Origin of the sequence: Streptomyces sp. NPDC000348, assembly GCF_042898795.1 — a bacterium.
In the GTDB taxonomy this organism is placed as follows: Bacteria; Actinomycetota; Actinomycetes; order Streptomycetales; family Streptomycetaceae; genus Streptomyces.
In genome coordinates, this window is the sequence record NZ_JBIAZD010000005.1 from 278,123 (window position 1) to 303,954 (window position 25,832).

Genomic DNA, 25,832 nt, shown 5'->3' on the forward strand with positions numbered 1-25,832 from the left:
TCGACGATGATGCGACGACGTACCACCCTGCTCACCGGATGCACCGCCCTCGTCCTCGCGCTCGGCGCGACCGCCTGCGGCAGCGGCGACCCCGTCGCGGCCGGCGGCGGCGACAAGGCGCTCCAAGGCCGGACCGTCACCGTCGCCGGCGTCTGGTCCGGCAGCGAGCAGGAGAACTTCCAGAAGGTGCTCGACGCCTTCACCGAGAAGACCGGCGCCGAGACCGCCTTCGTGTCCACCGGCGACAACGTCTCCACCGTCGTCGGCAGCAAGATCGAGGGCGGCAACGCCCCCGACGTCGTCATGGTCCCGCAGGTCGGCGTGCTCAAGCAGTTCGCCGAGAACGGCTGGCTCAAGCCGCTGGACGAGAAGGTCCGGTTTACCGTGGGCGCCAACTTCGCCGAGGTGTGGCAGGACTACGGCAGCGTCGACGGCACCCTGTACGGCCTCTACTTCAAGGCCGCCCACAAGTCGACCGTCTGGTACAGCCCCGAGGCCCTCGAACAGGCCGGCGTCACCCCGCCGAAGACGTACGACGCCATGCTGGAGAACGGGCGGACGGTCTCCGACTCCGGCCTCGCCGCCTTCTCGGTGGCCGGCCAGGACGGCTGGACGCTCACCGACTGGTTCGAGAACGTCTACCTCTCCCAGGCCGGACCCGAGAAGTACGACGCCCTCGCCGCGCACGAGATCAAGTGGACCGACCCGACCGTGGTCGAGGCGCTCACCACCCTCGGCGAGCTCTTCAAGGACGAGCAGCTCGTCGCGGGCGGCCGCAAGCAGGCCCTCACCACCGACTTCCCCGGCTCGGTGGAGAAGGTCTTCGGCCCGAAGGCCGAGGCCGCCATGGTCTACGAGGGCGACTTCGTCGCGGGCGTCGCCAAGGACCAGTTCGGCAGGACCATCGGCACCGACGCGGACTTCTTCCCCTTCCCGCCGGTCGGCGACGGCGAGGCGCCCGTGGTCAGCGGCGGCGACGCGGCCGTCGTCCTCAAGGACGGCAAAAACAGCGAGGCAGGCATGGCGCTCCTGGAGTACCTGGCCACCCCGGAGGCCGCCGCCGTGTGGGCCGAGGCGGGCGGCTTCCTCTCCCCGAACAAGAAGCTCGACCTCTCCTCCTACGGTGACGACGTCACCCGTGCCACCGCGAAGTCCCTGATCGCGGCCGGCGACTCGGTCCGCTTCGACATGTCCGACCAGGCCCCCGCGGCCTTCGGCGGCACCAAGGGCACCGGCGAGTGGAAGATCCTCCAGGACTTCCTGCGCGACCCGGCCGACCCGGCGAGGACCGCGGCCGAGCTGGAGAAGGCCGCGGCCAAGGCGTACGGGAACTGACGGCCGTGACCGCCACACCGGTGAAAGAGAAGAGCCCGCGGGCGCCGGCCGCGCACCCCGCCGGCGCACGCGGCCGGCGCCCGCGCCGGCGGGGGCGTCTGGTCGCCCTGCTGTTCGCGCTCCCCGCGCTGCTCCTGCTGGGTGCCCTGGTCGTGTACCCGGTGCTGTTCTCCGTCGGCCGCAGCTTCTTCGACGCCTCCGGCAATGAATTCGTGGGCGGCGAGAACTACGCCGAGATGTTCCGTGACCCGACCACCCTCAAGGCCATCCGGAACACCGCGATCTGGGTCGTCGTGGCGCCGACGCTGCTGACCGGGCTCGGGCTGATCCTGGCCGTCCTGGTGGAGAAGGTCCGCTGGGCCACCGCCTTCAAACTGCTGCTGTTCATGCCGATGGCGGTCTCCTTCCTCGCCGCCGGCATCATCTTCCGGCTCGCCTACGACGACGACCCGGACAAGGGCGTGCTCAACGCGGCCGTCGTCTCCGTGCACGACGCCTTCGAGGGCACGTCCTCCTATCCGACCGCCCGCGCGCGTGAGGGCGAAGGGCTGACCGGGCAGGCGGACGGGTCGTACACCACCGGCGCGGACGTCTCGCCCGGCGGGACGGCGGCTGCGCTGGGGCTGGTCGGGGTCGCGCCCAAGGACCTCCCCGGGGACGCCGCACCCGCCGCGGCCGCGGCGGCGGGGAAGGCCGGCGCCGACGAGGTGCGCGGTGTGGTGTACCTCGACTTCACGCCCGGTGGGGGAGGGGAGCCGGGGGTGGTCGACCGGGGCGAGAGCGGACTGCCCGGGGTGACGGTCGAGGCGGTGCGTGACGGGAAGGCGGTCGCGCGCACGACCACCGCGGCCGACGGCTCGTTCCGCTTCGCCGGGCTGGACGGCGGCTCGTACGCCCTCAGGCTGCCCTCGTCCAATTTCGCGGCACCCTACGACGGCGTCTCCTGGCTCGGCCCGGCGCTCGTCACCCCGGCGATCATCGGGGCGTACCTGTGGATCTGGACCGGGTTCGCGATGGTGCTGATCGGGGCGGGGCTCTCCACCCTGCCGCGGGACGCGCTGGAGGCGGCGCGGATGGACGGCGCGAACGAGTGGCAGATCTTCCGGCGCATCACGGTGCCGCTGCTCGCGCCCGTGCTCACGGTCGTCTTCGTGACGCTGGTGATCAACGTGATGAAGGTCTTCGACCTCGTGTACATCATCGCGCCCGGACCGGTGCAGGAGGACGCGACCGTGCTCGCGACGCAGATGTGGCTGGTGTCGTTCGGCGGCGGCAACAACCAGGGGCTGGGCAGTGCGCTGGGTGTGCTGCTGCTCCTCCTGGTCATTCCGGCCATGGTGTTCAACGTCCGTCGTTTCCGGAGGAGTCAGCGATGAGCACGGTTCGGCGTGTGCTGGGCAACGCGGTGGTGCAGGCCTTCCTGGTGGTGATCGGGCTGGTGTGGATGACTCCGCTGGCCGGGTTGTTCCTGTCCTCGCTGCGGTCCGCCGAGGAGACGGCCGAGGGGGGCTGGTGGACCGTGTTCAGCAGCCCCGGGCAGCTGTCCTTCGACAACTACTCGGCGCTGCTGGAGAACTCGGGGATCACGCAGGCGTTCTGGAACACCGTGCTGATCTCGGTGCCGACCACCGTGCTGGTGGTGGTCGTGGCCGCGCTGGCCGGATACGCCTTCGCCTGGCTGGACTTCCCGGGGCGGGAGCCCGTGTTCCTGGTCGTCGTCGCGCTGTTGGTGGTGCCCGTGCAGATCGGGCTGCTGCCGGTCGCCAAACTCTTCGGGCAGCTCGGACTCTTCGGGACCATTCCGGGCGTCGTGCTGTTCCACGTGGCGTACGGGCTGCCGTTCGCGGTGTTCCTGCTGCGGAACTACTTCGCCGAGATGCCGAAGGAGATGCTGGAGGCCGCCCGGATGGACGGGGGGAGCGAGTGGCGGATCTTCACCCGGCTGGTGCTGCCGGTGGGGCGGCCGGCGATCGCCAGCCTCGCCATCTTCCAGTTCCTGTGGGTGTGGAACGACATGCTGGTGGCGTTGTTGTTCGCGGACAGTTCGTCGCAGCCGCTCACGGTGCAACTGCAGTCGCAGATCCGGCAGTTCGGGAGCAACATCGATGTGCTCGCGCCGGGGGCGTTCCTGTCGCTGGTGGTGCCGGTGGCGGTCTTCTTCGCGTTTCAGCGGCACTTCGTGCAGGGGGTCATGGCGGGGTCGGTGAAGTAGGGGGCGGGGCGGGGGAGGGTTTTCGCCCCCTCCGCCCCTTCCCTTCCCGTCCCCGGGGGCTCAGCCCCCGGACCCCGTCCGGCCCTGGACGGACCTCGTCCGCAAAAGCCGGACGGGCTGGTCGATCACGCCGACGCCGGCGGGTACAGCGACCTCGGGAGCCGTGAGGCCGCCGCCGCGTCCAGGAGCCACAGCGTGCGGGCGCGGCCGTACGCGCCCGCCGCCGGGGCCTGGATCTCGCCCGCGCCCGAGAGGGCGATCTCCGCCGCCTCCGCCTTGTCCTCGCCCGCGGCCAGGAGCCAGACCTCGCGGGCCGCCCGGATCGCGGGAAGGGTCAGGGTGGTCCTCGTCGGCGGGGGTTTGGGGGCGCCGTGGACGCCCACCACCGTGCGTTCCGTTTCCCGGACCGCCGGGAGCTCCGGGAAGAGGGAGGCCACGTGCGTGTCCGGGCCGACGCCCAGCATCAGGACGTCGAAGGTGGGGACCGGGCCGTGGTTCTCCGGACCGGACGCCGCGGCCAGCTCCTCGGCGTAGGCCGCCGCCGCCGCGTCCACGTCCGTGCCGTGCGGACCGTCCGACGCGGGCATGGCGTGCACGCGTTTTGGGTCCAGCGGCACCGCGTCGAGCAGCGCCTCACGGGCCTGGGTGACATTCCGCTCCGGATCGCCCTCCGGCAGGAACCGCTCGTCGCCCCACCACAGGTCGAGGCGGGCCCAGTCGATCGAGTCCCGCGCCGGGGCCGCGGCCAGCGCGGCCAGCAGGCCGTTGCCGTTGCGACCGCCGGTCAGGACCACGGACGCCGACCCCCGCGAGGACTGCGCGTCCACGATCTTCGTGATCAGCCGGGCCGCCGCGGCCTGCGCCATCAGCTCCTTGTCCCGGTGCACGACCAGCTGCGGTGCCGTACTCACTTCGCCGCCGCCTTCTTCACCGGGGCCTGCGCCGTCGCCCGGTCCGCGGGAGCTTTCGCAGCCGACTCGACGGGAGCGGGGACCGCTTCCCGTTCTCCTTCGTCCCCTTTGGCCGGAGCGTCGGTCCGCTCCGGCGACCTCAGGCGCTCCACGCCGTAGCGCAGTGCCGACGCGTACGTGTCGTCCGGGTCCAGGCGGCGCAGCTCCTCCGCGATCAGCTCCGCCGTGTCGCGGCGCTTCAGCGCCACCGCACGCTTCGGCTGGCCCTGGATGGACAGCGTCGCCAGCGAACCGTCGGCGCGGTCCAGCACGATCGGGCCGCAGTCGGTGTCCATGCGGACCGACGTGAGCCCCGGGCCGCTGGAGTGCGAGCGCTTGACGGGGACGTCCAGCCGGTCCGCGAGCCACATCGCCAGCAGCTCGCAGCTCGGGTTGAACTCCTCGCCCTCCACCTCGACGCCCTGCACCTCGCAGGCGATCTGGTCCAGCGCCGCGGCCAGCATCGAACGCCAGGGCGTGATGCGGGTCCACGACAGGTCCGTGTCGCCGGGGGTGTAGGCGGCGGCGCGGGCGGCGAGCTCCTCCACCGGCTTCTCGCAGGCGTAGGTGTCGGTCACCCTGCGCTGGGCCAGCGCGCCCAGCGGGTCCTTCGCCGGCTCCAGCGGGGCGTTCACCGCCCACCAGACCACCACCGGGGCGTCGGGGAGCAGCAGCGGCAGCACCACCGACTGGGCGTGGTCGACGACCTCGCCGTACAGGCGGAGGATGACGGTCTCACCGGTGCCGGCGTCCGCGCCCACCCGGACCTCGGCGTCGAGGCGGGACTGGGTGCGGTCCCGGGGCGAGCGGGAGACGCGCTTGATGACGACCAGCGTGCGCGAGGGGTGCTCGTGCGAGGCGTCGCCGGCCGCCTTCAGGGCGTCGTAGGCGTTCTCCTCGTCCGTGACGATGACCAGCGTGAGCACCATGCCGACGGCCGGTGTGCCGATGGCCCGGCGGGCCTGCACCAGCGCCTTGTTGATCTTGCTGGCCGTGGTGTCCGTGAGGTCTGTCTTCATGGCCGGCGCCAGCTCCGTCCGTCTCGCTCGAGCATTTCGTCCGCCTCGACGGGTCCCCACGTCCCGGCCGGGTACTGGGCCGGGGTGCCGTTGTTGTCCCAGTACTCCTCGATCGGGTCGAGGATCTTCCAGGACAGCTCGACCTCCTCCGTGCGCGGGAAGAGGTTGGAGTCGCCGAGCAGGACGTCGAGGATCAGCCGCTCGTACGCCTCCGGGCTGGACTCGGTGAACGACTCGCCGTAGGCGAAGTCCATCGACACGTCCCGGATCTCCATCGACGTGCCCGGCACCTTCGAGCCGAAGCGGACCGTGACGCCCTCGTCCGGCTGGACCCGGATGACGATCGCGTTGGAGCCCAGCTCCTCGGTGGCCGTGGTGTCGAAGGGGGAGTGCGGCGCCCGCTGGAAGACCACCGCGATCTCGGTGACCCGGCGGCCCAGCCGCTTGCCGGTGCGCAGGTAGAAGGGGACGCCCGCCCAGCGGCGGTTGTCGATGCCGACCTTGATGGCGGCGTAGGTGTCGGTCTTCGAGGAGGCGTCGATGCCGTCCTCCTCCAGGTACCCGACCGCCTTCGCGCCGCCCTGCCAGCCGGCCGCGTACTGCCCGCGCACGGTGTCCCGGCCCAGGTCCTTCGGCAGCCGCACCGCGCCGAGCACCTTGGTCTTCTCCGCCGCCAGCGCGTCCGCGTCGAAGGAGGCCGGCTCCTCCATCGCGGTCAGCGCGAGGAGCTGCAGCAGGTGGTTCTGGATGACGTCACGGGCGGCGCCGATGCCGTCGTAGTAGCCGGCCCGGCCGCCGATGCCGATGTCCTCGGCCATGGTGATCTGCACGTGGTCGACGAACGACCGGTTCCATATCGGCTCGAACATCGTGTTGGCGAAACGCAGCGCCAGGATGTTCTGGACCGTCTCCTTGCCCAGGTAGTGGTCGATGCGGAAGACCTGGTCCGGGGCGAACACCTCGTGGACGATCGCGTTCAGCTCCTCGGCCGACCTCAGGTCGTGCCCGAACGGCTTCTCGATCACCGCGCGCCGCCAGGAGCCGCCGGTCTGGTCGGCCAGCCCGTGCTTCTTCAGCTGCTGGATGACCACCGGGAAGGACCGCGGCGGCACCGACAGGTAGAAGGCGAAGTTGCCGCCCGTGCCCTGCGCCTTGTCCAGCTCCTCGATCGTGTCGCGCAGCCGCTCGAACGACTCGTCGTCGTCGAAGGTGCCCTGCACGAAGCGCATGCCCTGGATGAGCTGCTGCCAGACCTCCTCGCGGAAGGGGGTGCGGGCGTGCTCCTTGACCGCGTCGTGGACCTCCTGGGCGAAGTCCTCGTTCGCCCACTCCCGGCGGGCGAACCCCACCAGCGAGAAGCCCGGCGGCAGCAGGCCCCGGTTGGCGAGGTCGTACACGGCCGGCATCAGCTTCTTGCGGGACAGGTCGCCCGTCACGCCGAAGATGACCAGGCCCGACGGCCCCGCGATGCGCGGGAGCCGTCGGTCGGCGGGGTCACGCAGCGGGTTGCTGCTCGACAAGGTCTCAGCCCTCCGAAGGGGCGAGGCGCTGAAGCTCCGCCTCGGTCGACTTCAGCAGGTCGTTCCAGGAGCCCTCGAACTTGTCGACGCCCTCGTCCTCCAGGAGCTGCACCACCTCGTCGTACGAGATGCCGAGCGCCTCGATCGCGTCCAGGTCGGCGCGGGCCTGCTCGTAGGTGCCGGAGACGGCGTCGCCCCGGATCTCGCCCTGCTCCTCGGTGGCGAACAGCGTCGCCTCCGGCATGGTGTTCACCGTGTTCGGCGCCACCAGCTCGTCGACGTACATCGTGGCCTTGTACGCCTTGTCCTTCACACCGGTCGACGCCCACAGCGGACGCTGCTTGTTGGCGCCCTCGCGCTCCAGCGCGCTCCAGCGGTCGGTGGAGAAGACCTCCTCGTACGCCTGGTAGGCCAGGCGCGCGTTGGCGATGGCGGCCTTGCCGCGCAGCGCCTTGGCCTCGTCGGTGCCGAGCGCGTCGATCCGCTTGTCGATCTCGGTGTCCACGCGGGACACGAAGAAGGACGCCACGGAGTGGATCTTCGACAGGTCCAGGCCGCGCTCCTTGGCCTTCTCCAGGCCGGTCAGGAACGCGTCCATGACCTTGCGGTAGCGCTCCAGGGAGAAGATCAGCGTGACGTTGACGCTGATCCCCAGGCCGATGACCTCGGCGATCGCCGGGATGCCGGCCTCGGTCGCCGGGATCTTGATCAGCGTGTTGGGCCGGTCCACCAGCCACGCGAGCTGCTTGGCCTCGGCGACCGTCGCGCGGGTGTCGTGCGCCAGCCGCGGGTCGACCTCGATCGAGACCCGGCCGTCCTTGCCGTCGGTGGCGTCGAAGACCGGGCGCAGGATGTCGGCGGCGTCGCGGACGTCCGCCGTGGTGATCATGCGGATGGCCTCTTCGACGGTGACCTTGCGGGCGGCCAGGTCGGTCAGCTGCGTGTCGTAGCCGTCGCCCTCGGAGATCGCCTTCTGGAAGATCGTCGGGTTGGTGGTGACGCCCACGACGTGCTGCTGGTCCATCAGCTCGGCGAGGTTGCCGGACGTGATCCGCTTGCGCGACAGGTCGTCCAGCCAGATCGCGACGCCTTCGTCGGAAAGGCGCTTCAGTGCGTCTGTCATGGAAATTCCATCTCCTACGTGTCGTGTATGGGCGTCAGCGCTGGGCTGCGGCGATCGATTCCCGGGCGACGGCCGCCACGTTCTCGGCGGTGAAACCGAACTCCTCGAAGAGCAGCTTGCCGTCGGCGGAGGCACCGAAGTGCTCCAGGGAGACGATGCGGCCGGCGTCCCCGACGTACTTGTGCCAGGTCAGACCGATGCCCGCCTCGACGGCCACGCGTGCCTTGACGGCCGGCGGCAGGACGCTGTCCCGGTACCCCTGGTCCTGCTCCTCGAACCACTCCACCGACGGCATGGAGACCACGCGGGTGGGCACGCCGTCGGCCTGGAGCCGCTCGCGCGCCCCGACGGCGACGTGCACCTCGGAACCGGTCGCGATCAGGATCACCTCGGGCTCGCCGCCCTCGGCGTCGAACAGGACGTAGCCGCCCCTGGCCGCGTCCTCGTTCGGCTCGTAGGTCGGCACGCCCTGGCGGGTCAGCGCCAGACCGTGCGGGGTGCCCTTGCCGAACTCCTTCGTCCAGCGGGTGAGGATCTCCCGCCAGGCGATCGCGGTCTCGTTCGCGTCCGCCGGGCGGACCACGTTGAGGCCGGGGATGGCGCGCAGCGAGGCCAGGTGCTCGACCGGCTGGTGCGTCGGGCCGTCCTCGCCCAGGCCGACGGAGTCGTGCGTCCACACGTACGTCACCGGCAGGTGCATCAGCGCCGACAGGCGCACCGCGTTGCGCATGTAGTCGGAGAACACCAGGAAGGTGCCGCCGTAGACGCGGGTGTTGCCGTGCAGCGCGATGCCGTTCATCTCGGCGGCCATGGCGTGCTCGCGGATGCCGAAGTGGATCGTGCGCCCGTACGGGTCCGCCTCGGGCAGCGGGTTGCCCACCGGGAGGAACGAGGACGTCTTGTCGATCGTGGTGTTGTTGGACCCCGCGAGGTCGGCCGAGCCGCCCCACAGCTCCGGGATCACGGCGCCGAGCGCCTGCAGCACCTTGCCGGACGCGGCACGGGTGGCCACGCCCTTGCCCGGCTCGAACACCGGGATGACGTCCTGCCAGCCCTCGGGCAGCTCGCCGGCGGCGATCCGGTCGTAGTCGGCGGCGCGCTCGGGGTTGTTGTCCCGCCACTGCTGGAAGGACTTCTCCCACACCGCCCGGGCCGCCTGGCCCCGCTCCAGTGCCTTGCGGGTGTGGCCGATGACCTCGTCGGCGACCTCGAAGCTCTGCTCCGGGTCGAAACCGAGGACGCGCTTGGTGGCCGCGACCTCGTCGTCGCCGAGCGCCGAGCCGTGCGCGGCCTCGGTGTTCTGCGCGTTGGGGGCGGGCCAGGCGATGATCGACCGCATGGCGATGAAGGACGGCTTGTCCGTGACCTTCTTCGCCTCCTGGATCGCGTCGTAGATCGCGCTCGGGTCCAGGTCGCCGTCCGGCTTCGGGGCCACCCGCTGCACGTGCCAGCCGTAGGCCTCGTACCGCTTGACGACGTCCTCGGAGACGGCGGTCTCGGTGTCGCCCTCGATGGAGATGTGGTTGTCGTCCCACAGCAGCACCAGGTTGCCCAGCTTCTGGTGCCCGGCCAGCGAGGACGCCTCGGCGGAGATGCCCTCCTGGAGGCAGCCGTCACCGGCGATGCAGTAGACGAAGTGGTCGAAGGGCGACTCGCCCTGGGCGGCCTCCGGGTCGAACAGACCGCGCTCGTAGCGCGCGGCCATCGCCATGCCCACGGCGTTGGCGACGCCCTGGCCCAGCGGGCCGGTCGTGGTCTCCACGCCCGTGGTGTGCCCGTACTCCGGGTGGCCCGGCGTCTTCGAGCCCCAGGTGCGGAACGCCTTCAGGTCGTCCAGCTCCAGGCCGAAACCGGCCAGGTACAGCTGGGTGTAGAGGGTCAGGGACGAATGGCCGGCGGACAGCACGAAACGGTCGCGCCCGACCCAGTCGGCGTCCGCCGGGTCGTGCCGCATCACCTTCTGGAAGAGGGTGTAGGCGGCAGGCGCCAGGCTCATCGCCGTACCCGGATGGCCGTTACCGACCTTCTGTACGGCATCGGCGGCCAGGACGCGGGCGGTGTCGACGGCCCGCTGGTCCAACTCGGTCCACTCGAGGTCTGTGGTGGTCGGCTTGGTGCTCACCCTGAGTCAGGGCTCCTCTCCACATGTCGGATGCCGGTGACGGCCCACCGGCGTGGTCGAGCCTACCCCCGTGGGACGCGGCTTCTCCCGGATCGTTCCAGAGTGCGGGCACCCCGGTGGATCCGCCTCCTGACCGGTCTGTTTTCCCCATTCGGCAGATGAATACGGAGCCGCTCATCCGGGTGCTCAATCGAGCTTCGGGACGCACCTCGGAGGACGCCGCCCAACACGACCCGACCCCCGCGAATGTCCGGGTCTGGGCAACGTCTACAGTGGCGTGGTACGCGCGAGCCTTTACCGCCACTTCACCTGGGGAGGCTTGCTGGGATGTCTCTGTAGGGGTGTGCGTGACGGCCGTTGAATCCCGTCCAGCGGGGGTGCTGGGGACGAGTCAGAGCCCTGCCCATCGGCCGTTCGGGGCCCGTGTGAGGGCGTTCGTGGCTCTCACCAAGCCGCGGATCATCGAGCTGCTGCTCATCACCACCGTCCCGGTGATGTTCCTGGCGCAGCAGGGCGTGCCCGACCTGACTCTGGTGCTGCTGACCTGCGTCGGCGGCTACCTGTCCGCGGGCGGCGCGAACGCGCTCAACATGTACATCGACCGCGACATCGACGCGCTGATGGACCGCACCTCGCAGCGTCCGCTGGTGACCGGGATGGTGAGTCCGCGCGAGTGCCTGGCCTTCGGCATCACCCTGGCGGTCGTCTCGACCCTGCTCTTCGGGCTGACCGTCAACTGGCTGTCCGCGTGGCTCTCCCTCGGCGCGCTCCTCTTCTACGTCGTCGTCTACACGATGATCCTCAAGCGGCGTACGTCGCAGAACATCGTGTGGGGCGGCATCGCCGGCTGCATGCCGGTGCTGATCGGCTGGTCCGCGGTCACCAACTCGATGTCGTGGGCGCCGGTCGTCCTCTTCCTCGTCATCTTCTTCTGGACGCCGCCGCACTACTGGCCGCTGTCCATGAAGGTGAAGGACGACTACGCGCGCGTCGGCGTGCCGATGCTGCCGGTCATCGCCGGCAACAAGGCGGTCGCCAAGCAGATCGTGCTCTACAGCTGGGTCATGGTCGCGGTGTCGCTGCTGCTCACCCCGCTCGGCTACACCGGCTGGTTCTACACGGCGGTCGCCCTGGCGGCGGGCGGCTGGTGGCTGTGGGAGGCGCACGCGCTGCTGAACCGCGCGAAGGCCGAGGTGACGGGCGGCAAGCTGAAGGAGATGCGCCTGTTCCACTGGTCCATCACCTATGTGTCGCTGCTCTTCGTGGCCGTCGCGGTGGACCCGTTCCTGCGGTAACTGCTCCTCACACGCCGACCGGGCGGGGTCCGTGGCCAAGGCCACGGACCCCGCCCGTCGCCGTTCGGTCTACCCGTCGGTAGCATCCTGCTCATGGCAGACACGCAGCAGGTGGACCCGAAGGCCGAGCAGAAGGCGGCCCGGCTCGCCAAGCAGATCAGCGGCTTCGCCACGGCACACGGCGGTGCCGAGGGACAGGTCGCGTACCTCGGACAGCGCGGCGCCCGCATCGTCCTCGTCGGTGAGGACGGCGACTGGGGCGACGTCTTCGCCCCGTCCGTGGAGATCGCCGAGAAGGCCGTGGAGAAGGCGGGCATCACCGTCCACGAGAACTTCGACGGCGAGTTCGCGGCGAAGGTGAGGACGGGCCCGTACGAGTGGAGCCGCATGGCGGGGATCCAGGTCGGCGGCCCCTCCAACGATTGACCCCGCCCCGGGCAACACCTACGCGCCGGTTCATCCGTTAGGACCTGTAGGCAGTGACAGCGTCCACACGGGGAGAGCCCGGAGATGATCGACCCGCCGCCCCTCGTGGACCAGTACTGCCACGGCGTACTGCGCACGGAGCTGGGCCTCGGCACCTTCGAGGCCCAGCTGGCCCGTACCGAGGGCCCGCCCGCTCCCGGCACCACCCTCTTCGACACCCAGACCGGCTTCGCCGTGCGCCGCTGGTGCCCGCCCCTGCTCGGCCTGGAGCCGCACTGCCCGCCCGCCCGCTACCTCGCCCGGCGCCGGGAACTGGGCGTGACCGAGGCCGGGCGGCGGCTGCTGCGGGGCAGCGGCATCACCGCCTACCTCGTCGACACCGGGCTGCCCGGCGACCTCACAGGACCCACCGAGCTGGGCAGGGCCGGGGACGCCGAGGCGCACGAGATCGTCCGCCTGGAACAGCTCGCCGAACAGGTCGCCGACACCTCCGGCACCGTCGAGTCCTTCCTCGCCAACCTCGCCGAATCGGTGCACGGAGCGGCCGCCCACGCCGTCGCCTTCACCTCCGTCGCCGGCGTACGGCACGGCCTGGCGCTCGCCCCCGAGCCGCCCGGGCCGGGCGAGGTGCGCGGCGCGGCCGGACGCTGGCTGGCCGCACGCCGGGCCGGGGACGAACTGAGCGACCCGGTGCTGCTACGGCATCTGCTGTGGATCTCCGTCGCCTCGGGCCGGCCCGTCCAGCTCCACGCCGGCCTCGCCGTGCCGGGCGACCGCACCGACCGCACCGACCCGGTCCTGCTGACCGACTTCGTCCGGGCCACCGCCGGTCTCGGCACCGACCTCGTGCTGCTGCACGGCTACCCGTACCACCGCCACGCCGCCCACCTCGCCGGTGTCTTCCCGCACGTCTACGCCGACTGCGGCGCCGCCCTGGTCCGCACCGGGGCCCGCGCGGCGACCGTCCTCGCGGAGATCCTGGAACTCGCCCCCTTCGGCAAGATCCTCTTCTCCAGCGGCGCCCGCGGCCTGCCCGAGCTGCACGTCGTCGGCGCCCACCTGTTCCGCGAGGCGCTCACCCGGGTGCTCGGCACCTGGGTGGCCGAGGGCGCGTGGTCGCCGGCCGACGCCCAGCGGGTGGCCGGCCTGATCGCCGCGGGGAACGCGGGCAGGGTGTACGGCCTTGACTGAGCCGGGAACACTGGGCGGATGCCCACCGACGCCCTGCTCGACCGCTTCCTCACCGGCCTGGCGCCGCTCGCCCCCGTCGCCGTCTGGGCGCACGGCTCACTGGCCGCCGGCGACTACGTGGAGGGCCGCAGCGACCTGGACCTGATCGCGGTCCTGCCCCACCCGATCGGCCCGCGGACGGTGTGGCGGCCGGCCCTGCTGCACGCCCGGCTGCGCGGCGAACCGCTCGCCGGCCTGCTCCACTGCACCTACCTCACACCGGACACCGCGGCGGACACCGGGCGGCGCCACCTCACCTGGGCGCACGAGCAGCTCTTCAGGCGCCCCGTCACCCCGGTCACCCGGACCGAGCTGCACACCGTCGGCCGGGTCCTGCGCGGGGCGCCGCCCGCGGACGTGCTGCCCCCGGTGCCGGACGGCGAGCTCGCCGCGTTCGTGGTGCGCGACCAGCGCGACTTCTGGCGGCCGCAGGTGGACCGGGCCGCCCTCTGGACGCAGGACGTGTGGGTCGACCTGGGCCTGCTGACCTTCGCCCGCGCCACCGTCACCCTGCGCGAGGGCCGGCTCGTCACCAAGCGGGAGGCCCTGGACGTCCTGCCCGGCCTCGGCGCCCCCGCCGAGGTCGTGGAGGACATCCGGAGGCGGCGCTACGACGGTGCCGCGCCGCCCGCCGGGGAGTGGACGCTGCGCCGGGCCCGGCTGACCCGGGACTACCTGGGACCGGCGATCGACGCGCTCGTGGCGGGCTCCTGAGCCGCCGGTACGGCCGCGTCCGGTACCGCAGCCGGGCGCTCGCGCAGCGACAGCAGCACCCGCAGCACCCAGATCCACATCACGCACGAGCCGAACATGTGCAGGCCGACCAGGACCTCGGGGAGGTCGGTGAAGTACTGCACGTAGCCGATGACGCCCTGGGCGAGCAGGATCAGGAACAGCTCGCGGGTGCGGGCCAGGGGCGCCCCGGGGGCGTCGACCGCCTTCAGGACGAACCACAGGGCGAACGCCAGCGTCACCACGATCCACGCCAGCACGGCGTGCAGCTTGCTGACCGTCTCCCAGTCGAGCGGCATCCGTGGGACGTCGCTGGAGTCGCCCGCGTGCGGGCCGGCGCCGGTGACCACCGTGCCGACCGCGATCAGCAGCACGGAGGCGGCCACCATGAACCACACCAGCTGCCGCACGGCCTTGCCGACCAGCGGCCGGGGCTCCGCGTCGCCCTCCCGGGTGCGCTGCCACATCACCGTGGCGACCGCGATCAGCGCGGTGGAGAGCAGGAAGTGCGCCGCGACCGTGTACGGGTTCAGGCCGACGAGGACCACGATGCCGCCGAGGACCGCGTTGCCCATGACGACCCAGAACTGCGCCCATCCCAGCAGGGTCAGGCTGCGCCGGTACGGCTTCTGCGAGCGCGCGGCGACGATCGCCCAGCCGACGGCGGCACACAGCACGTAGGTCAGCAGGCGGTTGCCGAACTCGATGACGCCGTGCAGGCCCATCTCGCTGGTGGTGGTCAGCGAGTCGTCGGTGCACTTGGGCCAGGTCGGGCAGCCGAGGCCGGAGCCGGTCAGCCGGACGGCACCGCCGGTGACCACGATGACCACCGACATGACGAGCGCGGCGAGGGCCGCCCGCCGGACGGTCCGGGGATCCGGGGTCCAGCGTGCGGCGATGAAGGCGAGCGGGCTGCGCAGGGCCGCCTGGGCGTCGGCGCGGGTCACGTTTGGCACGCGTCCCATCGTAGGACGCCGCTTGTGCACGCTTTCACGAGGGTCCGTCCCGGCCATGGCTCCTACTCCCAGCGGAAGAACTTCCCGGCCGCCGCGAGACCCGCGACCGCCCACGCGGCGAGGATGCCGAGGTCGGCCCACGGCATCCCGGCCCCGTGCCGGAGCACGTCCCGCAGCCCCTCCGACAGCGCGGAGATGGGCAGCAGGCCGAGCACGTCCCGCGCCGCGTCCGGGAACCTGTCCAGCGGTACGACCACCCCGCCGCCCACGAGCAGCAGCAGGAACACCAGGTTGGCGGCGGCGAGCGTCGCCTCGGCCTTAAGGGTGCCCGCCATCAGCAGGCCGAGCCCGGAGAAGGCGGCCGTGCCCAGCACCAGCAGCAGGACCACGGAGACGGGGTCGCCCTGCGGCGACCAGCCGAGCGCGAGGGCGATCACCGTCACGAGGATCACCTGGAGGACCTCGGTGACCAGCACCGACAGCGTCTTCGCGGTCATCAGGCCCCAGCGCGGCAGCGGCGACGCGGCCAGCCGCTTCAGCACGCCGTAGCGGCGCTCGAAGCCGGTGGCGATGGCCTGCCCGGTGAACGCCGTCGACATCACCGCGAGCGCGAGGATGCCGGGGGCGAGGAAGTCCACCGCCTCGCCCTCGCCGGTGTCCACGACGTCCACGGTGCTGAAGAGCACGAGCAGCAGGGTGGGGATGACGACCGTCAGCAGCAGCTGTTCGCCGTTGCGCAGCAGCATCTTCGTCTCGAGCGCGGCCTGCGCGGCGATCATGCGGGCCAGGGGCGCCGCGCCCGGTTTCGGCGAGTGGGTACCGATGGCCGTCACGAGCGCAGCTCCTTGCCGGTGAGTTCCAGGAAGACGTCTTCGAGGGTGTGCCGTTCCACCGATATCCGGTCCGGCATCACCCCGTGCTGCGCGCACCAGGACGTCACCGTGGCGAGCAGTTGCGGGTCGACCTCGCCGGTGACCCGGTACGAGCCCGGGGCCACCTCGGCGCCCGAGGAGCCGGCGGGCAGGGCCTTCAGCAGGGCGGCCACGTCCAGTCCCGGCCGGCCGGAGAAGCGGAGCGTGTTCTCGGCGCCGCCCCTGCACAGGTCCTCGGGGGAGCCCTGGGCGATCACCCGGCCGGCGTCGATGATCGCCACGTCGTCGGCGAGCCGCTCGGCCTCGTCCATGGAGTGGGTGGTGAGGACGACGGAGACGCCGTCCGCGCGCAGATCCCGGACCAGGTCCCAGGTGGCGTGGCGGGCCTGCGGATCGAGACCGGCGGTCGGCTCGTCCAGGAACACCAGCTCCGGGCGCCCGACCACGGCCATCGCCAGCGCGAGCCGCTGCTGCTGCCCGCCGGAGAGCCGCCGGTACGACGTACGGCCGCAGGAGCCGAGCCCCAGGCGCTCGATCAGCGCGTCCACGTCCAGCGGATGCGCGTGCAGCTTCGCCACGTGCCGGAGCATCTCGTCGGCCCGCGCGCCCGAGTAGACGCCGCCGGACTGGAGCATCACCCCGACGCGGGGCCGCAGCGCCGCGGACTGCCTCACCGGGTCGAGGCCCAGGACGCGCACCGTGCCGGAATCCGGCCGCCGGTACCCCTCGCAGATCTCGACCGTGGTCGTCTTGCCCGCCCCGTTGGGGCCGAGCACGGCGGTCACGCCCTGCCGGGCCACCAGGTCGAGGCCGTCCACCGCGGTCTTCGCACCGTACCGCTTCACCAGGGCCTGCACCTGGACCACGGGCTCACTTCGCATGGGTCACGAGTCTAGGGAGACGGCCGGGGGCCCGGACCACGGGGTGCGGGAACTCCTCCTCACGGGGACGGTGCGCCGGCAGCCACCGCCCGGCGTGGGCCACCGCGTCGGCCAGGGGGGAACAGCCGTGCCCCGGCCGCCCCGACCCGGCCGCGCACGACGGGGCGGTCCGGTTCGAAGGGCACGGGCGTGGCCTGCCGCGGCGCCGGGCCGGAGAGGTCGCCGGACACAGGTGGGGACCACCGGCGTGCCGTCCGGGCCCGGCGCGTCCGGCAGGGCCCGGACGACCGTGACCGGTCCGCCGCCGACCCGGCCGGGGGAGCTGGGCGAGGAGTGCGCGAGAAGGATCCCGCCGGGCCGCACACCGAGGTCGCGCAACTGCGCGGTGAGGGCGTCGCGGGTGACAAGAGGGCCGGTCGGAGGGGGTGTGGGCACGGTTTTGGAGTCTCCCGGAAGGCGCCGCGGGACGTCACCGTTCTGATCGATCAAAGATCGTTTCCGCAGGTCACGTTAGGTATGCCTAAGTGATGCAGCGCACCTTCGGGCCGTTCCGGCGCGGCTTGCCCGGCTCGGATGAATTACGCAACAATGGCGTTGTGAAAAACGGCGAGCATCCGACGGGGCCTCCCCAGGAGGAACTGGCAACCGGTGAGCGGTCCACCCGCAACCGCGTCGCCCGCTCCGTCCTGGACCACGGCCCGTCGACCGTCGCCGAGCTGGCCGAGCGGCTCGGCCTCACCCAGGCGGCCGTACGCCGGCACCTGGACGCGCTGGCCGCCGACAACGTCGTGGAGGCCCGCGAGCGGCGCGTCTACGGCGCGCGCACGCGCGGGCGCCCGGCCAAGGTGTTCGCCCTCACCGACTGCGGGCGGGACGCCTTCGACCAGTCGTACGACAAACTCGCCGTGGACGCCCTGCGGTGGATCGGTGAACGGGAGGGTGGCGGCGAGGCGATCGCCGCGTTCGCCCGTGCCCGGATCGCCGCCCAGGCGGCCGCGTACCGCAAGGCGGTCGAGACCGCGGCCCCCGAGGAGCGCACGGAAGCGCTGGCCAAGGCCCTCAGCGCGGACGGGTACGCTGCGACGGCGCGCCGCGCGCCGGTCGGCGAGCAGCTCTGCCAGCACCACTGCCCGGTCGCCCACGCCGCCGAGCAGTTTCCGCAACTGTGCGAGGCCGAGACGGAATTTTTCGCCGAACTCCTCGGTACGCATGTACAGCGACTGGCCACCATCGCGCACGGCGACGGCGTCTGCACGACGTACATCCCCAAGATTTCCCACCACGCATCTGAAAGCACGTCCGGGAGGAACCCCGCATGACTCTCCCCACGGAGACTGCCCACCCCGAGCTGGAGGGTCTGGGCACCTACGAATACGGCTGGGCCGACCGTGACGAGGCCGGTGCGTCGGCGCGCCGCGGCCTGAACGAGGACGTCGTCCGGGACATCTCCGCGAAGAAGGACGAGCCGGAGTGGATGACCAAGCTCCGCCTCAAGGGCCTGCGCCTGTTCGAGAAGAAGCCCATGCCGAACTGGGGCTCCGACCTCTCCGGCATCGACTTCGACAACATCAAGTACTTCGTGCGCTCCACGGAGAAGCAGGCGGAGTCCTGGGAGGACCTGCCCGAGGACATCAAGAACACCTACGACAAGCTGGGCATCCCGGAGGCCGAGAAGAAGCGTCTCGTCGCCGGTGTCGCCGCCCAGTACGAGTCGGAGGTCGTCTACCACCAGATCCGCGAGGACCTGGAGGAGCAGGGCGTCATCTTCCTCGACACCGACACGGCCCTGAAGGAGCACCCGGAGCTCTTCAAGGAGTACTTCGGCACGGTCATCCCGGTCGGCGACAACAAGTTCGCGTCGCTGAACTCCGCCGTGTGGTCCGGCGGCTCCTTCATCTACGTCCCGCCGGGCGTGCACGTCGAGATCCCGCTCCAGGCCTACTTCCGGATCAACACCGAGAACATGGGCCAGTTCGAGCGGACCCTGATCATCGTCGACGAGGGCGCCTATGTGCACTACGTCGAGGGCTGCACCGCCCCGATCTACAAGTCGGACTCGCTGCACTCCGCGGTCGTCGAGATCATCGTCAAGAAGAACGCCCGCTGCCGCTACACGACCATCCAGAACTGGTCGAACAACGTCTACAACCTGGTCACCAAGCGCGCCGTGGCCTACGAGGGCGCGACCATGGAGTGGGTCGACGGCAACATCGGCTCCAAGGTGACGATGAAGTACCCGGCCGTCTACCTGATGGGCGAGCACGCCAAGGGCGAGACGCTCTCCATCGCCTTCGCCGGCGAGGGCCAGCACCAGGACGCGGGCGCCAAGATGGTCCACATGGCCCCCAACACCTCGTCCAACATCGTCTCCAAGTCGGTGGCGCGCGGCGGCGGCCGTACCTCCTACCGCGGCCTGATCGAGATCGGCGAGGGCGCCCCGGGCTCCAAGTCCAACGTGCTCTGCGACGCGCTGCTCGTCGACACCATCTCCCGCTCGGACACCTACCCCTACGTGGACGTCCGCGAGGACGACGTGTCCATGGGCCACGAGGCGACCGTCTCCAAGGTCTCCGAGGACCAGCTCTTCTACCTGATGAGCCGCGGCCTGAGCGAGTTCGAGGCGATGGCGATGATCGTGCGCGGCTTCGTCGAGCCGATCGCCAAGGAACTGCCGATGGAGTACGCGCTCGAGCTCAACCGGCTGATCGAGCTGCAGATGGAAGGCGCGGTCGGCTAAAGCACCACGCCGTTCCGTCAAGCCCCTTACGCAAAGGAAAGCGAGCACTACGACAGCCATGGCTGAGGCTCAGAACATCCCCGTGGGTTCCACCACCGCGGGCTCGATCGCGGTCGCCGCGGAGTCGACCGTCGCGACCCGCATGAGCGCGCCCCCCTCCTTCGACGTGGCGGACTTCCCCGTCCCCCACGGCCGCGAGGAGGAGTGGCGGTTCACCCCGCTGGAGCGGCTGCGCGGCCTGCACGACGGCACCGCCACCGTCACCGGCGAGGGCGTCAAGGTCGCCGTCGAGGCGCCCGAGGGCGTCACCGTCGAGACCGTCGGCCGCGACGACGCGCGGCTCGGCCGCGCCGGCACCCCGGTGGACCGCGTCGCCGCCCAGGCGTACTCCGCCTTCGAGCGGGCCTCGGTCGTGACCGTGCCGAAGGAGACCGTCCTCACCGAGCCGATCCGCATCGCGGTGCACGGCGAGGGCGGCACCGCCTACGGTCACCAGGTGATCGAGCTCGGCGCCTTCGCCGAGGCGGTCGTGGTCATCGACCACACCGGCGACGCGGTGCTCGCCGCCAACGTCGAGTACGTGCTCGGCGACGGCGCCAAGCTGACCGTCGTCTCCGTCCAGGACTGGGACGACAAGGCGGTGCACGTCGCCCAGCACAACACCCTCGTCGGCCGCGACGCCTCCTTCAAGTCGGTCGTCGTCACCTTCGGCGGCGACGTCGTCCGGCTCCACCCGCGCGTCGTCTACGCCGGCCCCGGCGGCGAGGCGGAGCTGTTCGGCCTGTACTTCACCGACGCCGGCCAGCACCAGGAGCACCGCCTCCTCGTCGACCACAACGTCCCGCACTGCACGTCCAACGTGGCCTACAAGGGCGCGCTCCAGGGCGACGACGCGCACGCCGTGTGGATCGGTGACGTGCTCATCGAGGCCAAGGCCGAGGGCACCGACACCTACGAGATGAACCGCAACCTGGTCCTCACCGACGGCGCCCGCGTCGACTCCGTGCCCAACCTGGAGATCGAGACCGGCGAGATCGTCGGCGCCGGCCACGCCTCCGCGACCGGCCGCTTCGACGACGAGCAGCTCTTCTACCTGATGGCCCGCGGCATCCCCGAGCAGGACGCCCGCCGTCTGGTGGTCCGCGGCTTCTTCGCCGAACTCGTCCAGCAGATCGGCGTCCCCGACATCGAGGAGCGCCTGATCGCCAAGATCGAGGAGGAGCTGGAGGCGGCGGTCGCATGACGTACCGACGCGCCTGCGGGCTGAGCGAGCTCGAGGAGGACACCCCGAAACGGGTGGAACTCGACGGCACGCCGGTCTCCATCGTGCAGACCGAGGGGGAGGTGTTCGCGATCCACGACATCTGCTCGCACGCCAACGTCTCCCTCGCGGAGGGCGAGGTGGACGACTGCCACATCGAGTGCTGGCTGCACGGCTCGCGTTTCGACCTCCGTTCCGGCAAGCCCGACGCCCTTCCGGCGACGCGCCCCGTCCCCGTATACCCCGTAAAGATCGAAGGGGACGACGTGCTCGTCTCCCTCACCCAGGAGTCCTGAGGCACCCATGGCAACGCTTGAAATCCGAGACCTGCACGTCACCGTCGAGGCCGACAACGCCACGAAGGAGATCCTCAAGGGCGTCGACCTCACCGTGAAGCAGGGCGAGACGCACGCCATCATGGGCCCCAACGGCTCCGGCAAGTCGACCCTCGCCTACGCGCTCGCCGGTCACCCCAAGTACACCGTCTCCGGCGGCAGCGTCACCCTCGACGGCGAGGACGTCCTGGAGATGTCCGTCGACGAGCGCGCCCGCGCCGGCCTCTTCCTCGCCATGCAGTACCCGGTCGAGGTCCCCGGCGTCTCCGTCTCCAACTTCCTGCGCACCTCCGCCACCGCCGTCCGCGGCGAGGCCCCCAAGCTGCGCACCTGGGTGAAGGAGGTCAAGGAGGCCATGGAGCGCCTCAACATGGACCCCGCCTTCGCCGAGCGCAACGTCAACGAGGGCTTCTCCGGCGGTGAGAAGAAGCGCCACGAGATCCTCCAGCTCGAACTGCTCAAGCCGAAGGTCGCGATCCTCGACGAGACCGACTCCGGCCTCGACGTCGACGCCCTGCGCATCGTCTCCGAGGGCGTCAACCGCGTCCGCGAGTCCGGCGAGGTCGGCACCCTGCTGATCACGCACTACACGCGCATCCTGCGCTACATCAAGCCCGACCACGTCCACGTGTTCGCCGCCGGCCGCATCGTCGAGTCCGGCGGCCCCGAGCTCGCGGACAAGCTGGAGAACGAGGGCTACGAGGCATACGTGAAGGGTGGCGCATCCGAGTGACACAGCTGCCGGGCCTCCTCGACACCGAGGCGATCCGCAAGGACTTCCCGATCCTGGACCGACAGGTCCACGACGGACGGAAGCTCGTGTACCTGGACAACGCGGCGACCTCGCAGAAGCCGCGCCAGGTGCTGGACGCCCTGAGCGAGTACTACGAGCGCTACAACGCCAACGTCCACCGCGGTGTGCATGTGCTCGCCGAGGAGGCCACGGCGCTGTACGAGGGCGCGCGCGACAAGGTCGCGGAGTTCGTCAACGCCCCCTCGCGCGACGAGGTGATCTTCACCAAGAACGCCTCCGAGTCGCTCAACCTCGTGGCCAACATGCTCGGCTGGGCCGACGAGCCCTACCGGGTGGACCACGAGACCGAGATCGTCATCACGGAGATGGAGCACCACTCCAACATCGTTCCCTGGCAGCTGCTCGCGCAGCGCACGGGCGCGAAGCTGAAGTGGTTCGGGCTGACCGACGACGGCCGGCTCGACCTCTCCAACATCGACGAGGTCATCACCGAGAAGACGAAGATCGTCTCCTTCGTGCTGGTCTCCAACATCCTGGGCACGGTCAACCCGGTCGAGGCGATCGTGCGCCGGGCCCAGGAGGTCGGCGCCCTGGTGTGCGTCGACGCGTCCCAGGCCGCGCCGCACATGCCGCTGGACGTCCAGGCCCTCCAGGCCGACTTCGTGGCCTTCACCGGCCACAAGATGTGCGGCCCGACCGGCATAGGCGTGCTCTGGGGCCGCCAGGAACTGCTGGAGGACCTGCCTCCGTTCCTCGGCGGCGGCGAGATGATCGAGACCGTGTCGATGAGCTCGTCGACCTACGCGCCGGCCCCGCACAAGTTCGAGGCGGGCACCCCGCCGATCGCCCAGGCGGTCGGTCTCGGCGCGGCGATCGACTACCTGTCGGCCATCGGCATGGACAGGATCCTCGCCCATGAGCACGCCATCACCGAGTACGCGGTCAAGCGCCTGGCCGAGGTGCCGGACCTGCGGATCATCGGCCCCACCACGTCCGAGGACCGGGGAGCGGCGATCTCGTTCACGCTCGGCGACATCCACCCGCACGACGTGGGCCAGGTCCTCGACGAACAGGGCATCGCCGTCCGGGTCGGCCACCACTGCGCGCGGCCGGTCTGCCTGCGGTACGGAATTCCTGCGACCACGCGGGCGTCGTTCTATCTGTACTCCACGCCGGCCGAGATCGACGCACTGGTCGACGGCCTGGAGCACGTACGGAACTTCTTCGGATGAGGGGCTGAGGCGTGAAGCTGGACTCCATGTACCAGGACGTCATCCTGGACCACTACAAGAACCCGCACGGGCGTGGTCTGAGGGACGGCGACGCCGAGGTGCACCACGTCAACCCGACGTGCGGTGACGAGATCACGCTCCGCGTGAAGTACGACGGCACGAAGATCAGCGACGTCAGCTACGAGGGGCAGGGCTGTTCCATCAGCCAGGCGTCCGCCTCCGTGCTGAACGACCTGCTGGTCGGCAAGGACCTCGCCGAGGCGCAGCGGATCCAGGCGACCTTCCTGGAACTGATGCAGTCCAAGGGGAGGATCGAACCCGACGACGCGATGGAGGAGATCCTGGAGGACGCGGTCGCGTTCGCCGGGGTGTCCAAGTACCCGGCCCGGGTGAAGTGCGCCCTCCTCAGCTGGATGGCGTGGAAGGACGCGACGGCCCAGGCGCTGGGCGCCGACGCCGAAAGGACAACGGCATGAGCGAGACCGTGGAGATGAAGCCGGCCTCGGAGGAGGAGCTCCGCGAGGCCCTGATGGACGTCGTCGACCCCGAGCTGGGCATCGACGTCGTCAACCTGGGTCTGATCTACGGCATCCACGTCGACGATTCCAATGTGGCGACCGTCGACATGACCCTGACCTCCGCGGCCTGCCCGCTGACGGACGTCATCGAGGACCAGGCCAAGTCCGCCACGGACGGCCTGGTCAGCGAGCTGCGCATCAACTGGGTCTGGATGCCGCCGTGGGGCCCCGACAAGATCACGGACGACGGCCGCGAGCAGCTGCGGGCGCTGGGCTTCAACGTCTGAGCGAGCGGTTCGACGAGCGGCCCCCGGCACCGTGCCGGGGGCCGCTCCGCATGTCGTCGCCCCCGGCCGCGGTCACGTCATGGGGTACGCACCGCTCGCCGGAGCCGTCGCGGCGGAAGTGGCCGGGACGACCGCCGTGAAGTACAGCGAGGGGTTCACCCGGCTGTGGCCCCCGGTCGTCACCGTCGCCGGGTACCTGGTGGCGTTCGCCCTGCTCGCGCAGACCTTGAAGACCCTGTCGGTCGCAGCGGCGCACGCCCTCCGGCCGGGGGTCGGGACGGCCGCCGTCGCGGTGATCGGCACGGTGTTCATGGGCGAGGGACTCACCGCCGCCAAGGCCGGCGGCATCGCGCTGATCATCGCCGGAGTGGTGGTGCTCGACCATGGCGGGGCGCACCGGCCGGGGCCGGCCGACGGGACGTGCCGCCCGCGCGGACCGCACGCTGAGACGTGGTCCGCACCGGTTCGCGTCCGTGGCCACCGGTTGGTTAGGTTGCCCTCATGACCGACACGACTGCTCACAGCACCTCCGGCGCAGTGGCCGCCGGCCTCGCCACCATCGCCGCCGACGGCACCGTTCTCGACACCTGGTTCCCCGCCCCCGCACTGGCCGACGAGCCCGGCCCGTCCGGCACCGAGCGGCTCTCCGCCGAACAGGCCGCGGAACTCCTGGGCGGCGGGGCCACCGCGGCGGTCGGCCCGGACGCCCGCCGGGGCGTCGAGGTGGTCGCGGTCCGCACGGTCATCTCCTCGCTGGCCGAGAAGCCGGTCGACGCGCACGACGTCTACCTGCGCCTCCACCTGCTCTCGCACCGCCTGGTCCGGCCGCACGGCCAGAACCTGGACGGCGTCTTCGGCCACCTCGCCAACGTCGCCTGGACCTCCCTCGGCCCGGTCGCCGTGGACGACCTGGAGAAGGTGCGGCTCAACGCCCGCGCCGAGGGCCTGCACCTCCAGGTGACCTCCGTCGACAAGTTCCCGCGCATGACGGACTACGTGGCCCCCAAGGGCGTCCGCATCGCCGACGCCGACCGGGTCCGCCTCGGCGCGCACCTCGCCGAGGGCACCACCGTCATGCACGAGGGCTTCGTCAACTTCAACGCCGGCACGCTCGGCACGTCGATGGTCGAGGGCCGCATCTCCGCCGGTGTCGTCATCGGCGACGGCTCGGACATCGGCGGCGGCGCCTCCACCATGGGCACCCTGTCCGGCGGCGGCAACGTCATCATCTCCATCGGCGAGCGCTGCCTGGTCGGCGCCGAGGCGGGCGTCGGCATCGCCCTCGGCGACGAGTGCGTGGTCGAGGCCGGCCTGTACGTCACCGCCGGTACCCGCGTCACCATGCCCGACGGCCAGATCGTCAAGGCGCGTGAACTCTCCGGCGCCTCCCACATCCTGTTCCGCCGCAACTCCGTCACCGGCGCGGTCGAGGCCCGTCCGAACAACGCGGTCTGGGGCGGCCTGAACGAGGTCCTGCACAGCCACAACTGAGCCGGCCGTCACGCCCGTACGCTCTCGTACGGGTTACTCCCCGTGACCTGGGGGTCGTTTTGGCAGATGAACGGGTGGACACAGGGTCCGATCAGAAGCCGGCACGACCGACATACGGAAATGGGGACGAACGGGCGATGACGAACGAGTGGATGTGGGGCGTGCTCCGCTGCGCGGTCGGAGTGATGGGGGTGGTGGCCGTGCTGATGCTGTTCGGCACACTGGCCGGTTCCGCACACGCGGACGAGACCAACACGGCCTCCCACAACGGCCACCGCGTCGGGCTGATCAACGCCAACGTCGGTCAGGTCGACGACCCGGCGGAGGACGTACTGGAACACTTCCTGCTGTTCGGGGACGGCTACGCCTGGAACTGAGGCGTCGCTCCGGCGGGCCGGGCCGGGCCGCGGCACGTGAGAACGTGCCGCGGCCCGGCCCGCCTGTTTCTGTCTTTCCACTGTGCGGTGGCATAGCGGGGGGCGCCCGCACGCGTCCATAGGGGCGCGGGGAGCGGACACAGGGCCCGCTCCCGGGGGAAGAGAAG

General features: G+C 71.0%; 25 protein-coding genes and 2 pseudogenes. 18 read left to right on the top strand and 9 right to left on the bottom strand.

The annotated features are described in order from the left end of the window. The first annotated feature begins 6 nt into the window (after positions 1–6). Genes ACFY3N_RS13050 through ACFY3N_RS13060 form a run of 3 tightly spaced genes read left to right on the top strand, consistent with a single transcriptional unit; the run spans position 7 to position 3,547 of the window. Positions 7–1,335 carry an ABC transporter substrate-binding protein gene (locus ACFY3N_RS13050; protein ID WP_390816702.1) on the top strand — a complete coding sequence of 443 codons (1,329 nt, stop codon included), beginning with the start codon at positions 7–9 and terminating at the stop codon, positions 1,333–1,335. 5 nt (positions 1,336–1,340) lie between these two features. Further along, complete coding sequence (locus tag ACFY3N_RS13055; protein WP_390816703.1) at positions 1,341–2,711, top strand: ABC transporter permease subunit; 1,371 nt, start codon at positions 1,341–1,343, stop codon at positions 2,709–2,711. Next, positions 2,708–3,547 carry a carbohydrate ABC transporter permease gene (locus tag ACFY3N_RS13060; RefSeq protein WP_390816704.1) on the top strand — a complete coding sequence of 280 codons (840 nt, stop codon included), beginning with the start codon at positions 2,708–2,710 and terminating at the stop codon, positions 3,545–3,547. Before ACFY3N_RS13055 ends, ACFY3N_RS13060 begins: the two co-directional genes overlap by 4 nt. Positions 3,548–3,672: 125 nt before the next feature. Here ACFY3N_RS13060 and pgl read toward each other — a convergent pair whose 3' ends face one another. From pgl to tkt, 5 genes are read right to left on the bottom strand one after another with little or no spacing between them, the layout of a single operon-like run. Then, entirely contained in the window at positions 3,673–4,458 is a 786-nt protein-coding gene (pgl, locus tag ACFY3N_RS13065; RefSeq protein ID WP_390816705.1) for a 6-phosphogluconolactonase, read from the bottom strand. Then, positions 4,455–5,516 (bottom strand): glucose-6-phosphate dehydrogenase assembly protein OpcA, encoded by a 1,062-nt coding sequence (gene opcA / locus ACFY3N_RS13070; protein ID WP_390816706.1) that lies wholly within the window; start codon positions 5,514–5,516, stop codon positions 4,455–4,457. Before opcA ends, pgl begins: the two co-directional genes overlap by 4 nt. Continuing rightward, positions 5,513–7,036 (bottom strand): glucose-6-phosphate dehydrogenase, encoded by a 1,524-nt coding sequence (gene zwf, locus ACFY3N_RS13075; RefSeq protein ID WP_390816707.1) that lies wholly within the window; start codon positions 7,034–7,036, stop codon positions 5,513–5,515. Before zwf ends, opcA begins: the two co-directional genes overlap by 4 nt. A gap of 4 nt (positions 7,037–7,040) precedes the next feature. Continuing rightward, positions 7,041–8,159: a transaldolase gene (gene tal, locus ACFY3N_RS13080; RefSeq protein WP_390816708.1), complete on the bottom strand. Its 1,119-nt coding sequence runs from the start codon at positions 8,157–8,159 to the stop codon at positions 7,041–7,043. Between the two features lie 34 nt (positions 8,160–8,193). Then, entirely contained in the window at positions 8,194–10,281 is a 2,088-nt protein-coding gene (gene tkt, locus ACFY3N_RS13085) for a transketolase (protein WP_390816709.1), read from the bottom strand. A gap of 341 nt (positions 10,282–10,622) precedes the next feature. Here tkt and ACFY3N_RS13090 point away from each other — a divergent pair, with 341 nt between their 5' ends. The 4 genes from ACFY3N_RS13090 to ACFY3N_RS13105 all read left to right on the top strand — a co-directional run bounded on the left by ACFY3N_RS13090 (position 10,623) and on the right by ACFY3N_RS13105 (position 13,946). Beyond that, positions 10,623–11,576 (top strand): heme o synthase, encoded by a 954-nt coding sequence (locus ACFY3N_RS13090; RefSeq protein WP_390816710.1) that lies wholly within the window; start codon positions 10,623–10,625, stop codon positions 11,574–11,576. Between the two features lie 93 nt (positions 11,577–11,669). Continuing rightward, positions 11,670–12,002 carry a hypothetical protein gene (locus ACFY3N_RS13095; RefSeq protein WP_390816712.1) on the top strand — a complete coding sequence of 111 codons (333 nt, stop codon included), beginning with the start codon at positions 11,670–11,672 and terminating at the stop codon, positions 12,000–12,002. Positions 12,003–12,086: 84 nt separating this feature from the next. Next, a complete protein-coding gene (locus ACFY3N_RS13100; RefSeq protein WP_390816713.1) occupies positions 12,087–13,193 on the top strand; it encodes an amidohydrolase family protein in 1,107 nt (368 codons plus the stop codon). 18 nt (positions 13,194–13,211) lie between these two features. Further along, entirely contained in the window at positions 13,212–13,946 is a 735-nt protein-coding gene (locus ACFY3N_RS13105; protein ID WP_390816714.1) for a nucleotidyltransferase, read from the top strand. On the opposite strand, the gene ACFY3N_RS13110 is transcribed toward ACFY3N_RS13105, so the two are convergent. The 4 genes and pseudogenes from ACFY3N_RS13110 to ACFY3N_RS13125 all read right to left on the bottom strand — a co-directional run bounded on the left by ACFY3N_RS13110 (position 13,904) and on the right by ACFY3N_RS13125 (position 17,108). Next, positions 13,904–14,929: a heme A synthase gene (locus tag ACFY3N_RS13110; RefSeq protein WP_390816715.1), complete on the bottom strand. Its 1,026-nt coding sequence runs from the start codon at positions 14,927–14,929 to the stop codon at positions 13,904–13,906. The two genes, ACFY3N_RS13105 and ACFY3N_RS13110, sit on opposite strands and share 43 nt — an antisense overlap. 53 nt (positions 14,930–14,982) lie before the next feature. After that, on the bottom strand, positions 14,983–15,699 hold the full coding sequence (locus ACFY3N_RS13115; protein WP_390816869.1) for an ABC transporter permease: 717 nt from the start codon (positions 15,697–15,699) through the stop codon (positions 14,983–14,985). A 50-nt stretch (positions 15,700–15,749) separates the two neighbouring features. Continuing rightward, positions 15,750–16,673 carry an ABC transporter ATP-binding protein gene (locus ACFY3N_RS13120; RefSeq protein ID WP_390816717.1) on the bottom strand — a complete coding sequence of 308 codons (924 nt, stop codon included), beginning with the start codon at positions 16,671–16,673 and terminating at the stop codon, positions 15,750–15,752. Continuing rightward, a pseudogene (locus ACFY3N_RS13125) lies at positions 16,663–17,108 on the bottom strand (AAC(3) family N-acetyltransferase). Before ACFY3N_RS13125 ends, ACFY3N_RS13120 begins: the two are co-directional and overlap by 11 nt. A 92-nt stretch (positions 17,109–17,200) precedes the next feature. Between ACFY3N_RS13125 and ACFY3N_RS13130 the strand changes: the two are divergent. The 11 genes and pseudogenes from ACFY3N_RS13130 to ACFY3N_RS13180 all read left to right on the top strand — a co-directional run bounded on the left by ACFY3N_RS13130 (position 17,201) and on the right by ACFY3N_RS13180 (position 25,665). Continuing rightward, on the top strand, positions 17,201–17,992 hold the full coding sequence (locus tag ACFY3N_RS13130) for a helix-turn-helix transcriptional regulator (RefSeq protein WP_390816718.1): 792 nt from the start codon (positions 17,201–17,203) through the stop codon (positions 17,990–17,992). Further along, the gene (sufB, locus tag ACFY3N_RS13135; protein WP_030820938.1) at positions 17,989–19,410 is read left to right on the top strand and encodes a Fe-S cluster assembly protein SufB; all 1,422 of its coding nucleotides are present in this window, start codon (positions 17,989–17,991) and stop codon (positions 19,408–19,410) included. The genes ACFY3N_RS13130 and sufB overlap by 4 nt, the downstream gene beginning before the upstream one ends. Positions 19,411–19,468: 58 nt before the next feature. Then, a complete protein-coding gene (gene sufD, locus ACFY3N_RS13140; protein ID WP_390816720.1) occupies positions 19,469–20,653 on the top strand; it encodes a Fe-S cluster assembly protein SufD in 1,185 nt (394 codons plus the stop codon). Then, on the top strand, positions 20,650–20,967 hold the full coding sequence (locus ACFY3N_RS13145; protein WP_390816721.1) for a non-heme iron oxygenase ferredoxin subunit: 318 nt from the start codon (positions 20,650–20,652) through the stop codon (positions 20,965–20,967). The genes sufD and ACFY3N_RS13145 overlap by 4 nt, the downstream gene beginning before the upstream one ends. Positions 20,968–20,974: 7 nt before the next feature. Continuing rightward, positions 20,975–21,739, top strand: a complete 765-nt coding sequence (gene sufC / locus ACFY3N_RS13150) for a Fe-S cluster assembly ATPase SufC (protein ID WP_390816722.1) — start codon at positions 20,975–20,977, stop codon at positions 21,737–21,739. Then, positions 21,736–22,992, top strand: coding sequence for a cysteine desulfurase (locus ACFY3N_RS13155; protein ID WP_390816724.1), 1,257 nt, complete (start codon positions 21,736–21,738; stop codon positions 22,990–22,992). The genes sufC and ACFY3N_RS13155 overlap by 4 nt, the downstream gene beginning before the upstream one ends. 11 nt (positions 22,993–23,003) lie before the next feature. Next, positions 23,004–23,468, top strand: coding sequence for a Fe-S cluster assembly sulfur transfer protein SufU (gene sufU / locus ACFY3N_RS13160; RefSeq protein ID WP_390816726.1), 465 nt, complete (start codon positions 23,004–23,006; stop codon positions 23,466–23,468). Continuing rightward, positions 23,465–23,797 carry a metal-sulfur cluster assembly factor gene (locus tag ACFY3N_RS13165; RefSeq protein WP_004989638.1) on the top strand — a complete coding sequence of 111 codons (333 nt, stop codon included), beginning with the start codon at positions 23,465–23,467 and terminating at the stop codon, positions 23,795–23,797. Before sufU ends, ACFY3N_RS13165 begins: the two co-directional genes overlap by 4 nt. Before the next feature lie 79 nt (positions 23,798–23,876). Then, positions 23,877–24,194 (top strand): annotated as a pseudogene (locus ACFY3N_RS13170) (DMT family transporter); the annotation flags it as partial. Positions 24,195–24,298: 104 nt separating this feature from the next. Beyond that, positions 24,299–25,288: a 2,3,4,5-tetrahydropyridine-2,6-dicarboxylate N-succinyltransferase gene (gene dapD, locus ACFY3N_RS13175; protein WP_390816727.1), complete on the top strand. Its 990-nt coding sequence runs from the start codon at positions 24,299–24,301 to the stop codon at positions 25,286–25,288. Positions 25,289–25,425: 137 nt separating this feature from the next. After that, positions 25,426–25,665, top strand: coding sequence for a hypothetical protein (locus ACFY3N_RS13180; protein ID WP_390816728.1), 240 nt, complete (start codon positions 25,426–25,428; stop codon positions 25,663–25,665). Positions 25,666–25,832 lie beyond the last annotated feature (167 nt).

Excerpts from the sequence above, each read along its gene's own strand:
- ACFY3N_RS13050 (WP_390816702.1), top strand. The coding sequence starts at position 7 with ATGATGCGACGACGTACCACCCTGCTCACCGGATGCACCGCCCTCGTC.
- ACFY3N_RS13060 (WP_390816704.1), top strand. The coding sequence starts at position 2,708 with ATGAGCACGGTTCGGCGTGTGCTGGGCAACGCGGTGGTGCAGGCCTTC.
- opcA (WP_390816706.1), bottom strand. The coding sequence starts at position 5,516 with ATGAAGACAGACCTCACGGACACCACGGCCAGCAAGATCAACAAGGCG.
- tal (WP_390816708.1), bottom strand. The coding sequence starts at position 8,159 with ATGACAGACGCACTGAAGCGCCTTTCCGACGAAGGCGTCGCGATCTGG.
- ACFY3N_RS13095 (WP_390816712.1), top strand. The coding sequence starts at position 11,670 with ATGGCAGACACGCAGCAGGTGGACCCGAAGGCCGAGCAGAAGGCGGCC.
- ACFY3N_RS13100 (WP_390816713.1), top strand. The coding sequence starts at position 12,087 with ATGATCGACCCGCCGCCCCTCGTGGACCAGTACTGCCACGGCGTACTG.
- ACFY3N_RS13105 (WP_390816714.1), top strand. The coding sequence starts at position 13,212 with ATGCCCACCGACGCCCTGCTCGACCGCTTCCTCACCGGCCTGGCGCCG.
- ACFY3N_RS13110 (WP_390816715.1), bottom strand. The coding sequence starts at position 14,929 with ATGGGACGCGTGCCAAACGTGACCCGCGCCGACGCCCAGGCGGCCCTG.
- ACFY3N_RS13115 (WP_390816869.1), bottom strand. The coding sequence starts at position 15,699 with ATGATCGCCGCGCAGGCCGCGCTCGAGACGAAGATGCTGCTGCGCAAC.
- ACFY3N_RS13120 (WP_390816717.1), bottom strand. The coding sequence starts at position 16,673 with ATGCGAAGTGAGCCCGTGGTCCAGGTGCAGGCCCTGGTGAAGCGGTAC.
- ACFY3N_RS13130 (WP_390816718.1), top strand. The coding sequence starts at position 17,201 with ATGCAGCGCACCTTCGGGCCGTTCCGGCGCGGCTTGCCCGGCTCGGAT.
- sufB (WP_030820938.1), top strand. The coding sequence starts at position 17,989 with ATGACTCTCCCCACGGAGACTGCCCACCCCGAGCTGGAGGGTCTGGGC.
- sufD (WP_390816720.1), top strand. The coding sequence starts at position 19,469 with ATGGCTGAGGCTCAGAACATCCCCGTGGGTTCCACCACCGCGGGCTCG.
- ACFY3N_RS13145 (WP_390816721.1), top strand. The coding sequence starts at position 20,650 with ATGACGTACCGACGCGCCTGCGGGCTGAGCGAGCTCGAGGAGGACACC.
- sufC (WP_390816722.1), top strand. The coding sequence starts at position 20,975 with ATGGCAACGCTTGAAATCCGAGACCTGCACGTCACCGTCGAGGCCGAC.
- ACFY3N_RS13165 (WP_004989638.1), top strand. The coding sequence starts at position 23,465 with ATGAGCGAGACCGTGGAGATGAAGCCGGCCTCGGAGGAGGAGCTCCGC.
- dapD (WP_390816727.1), top strand. The coding sequence starts at position 24,299 with ATGACCGACACGACTGCTCACAGCACCTCCGGCGCAGTGGCCGCCGGC.
- ACFY3N_RS13180 (WP_390816728.1), top strand. The coding sequence starts at position 25,426 with ATGACGAACGAGTGGATGTGGGGCGTGCTCCGCTGCGCGGTCGGAGTG.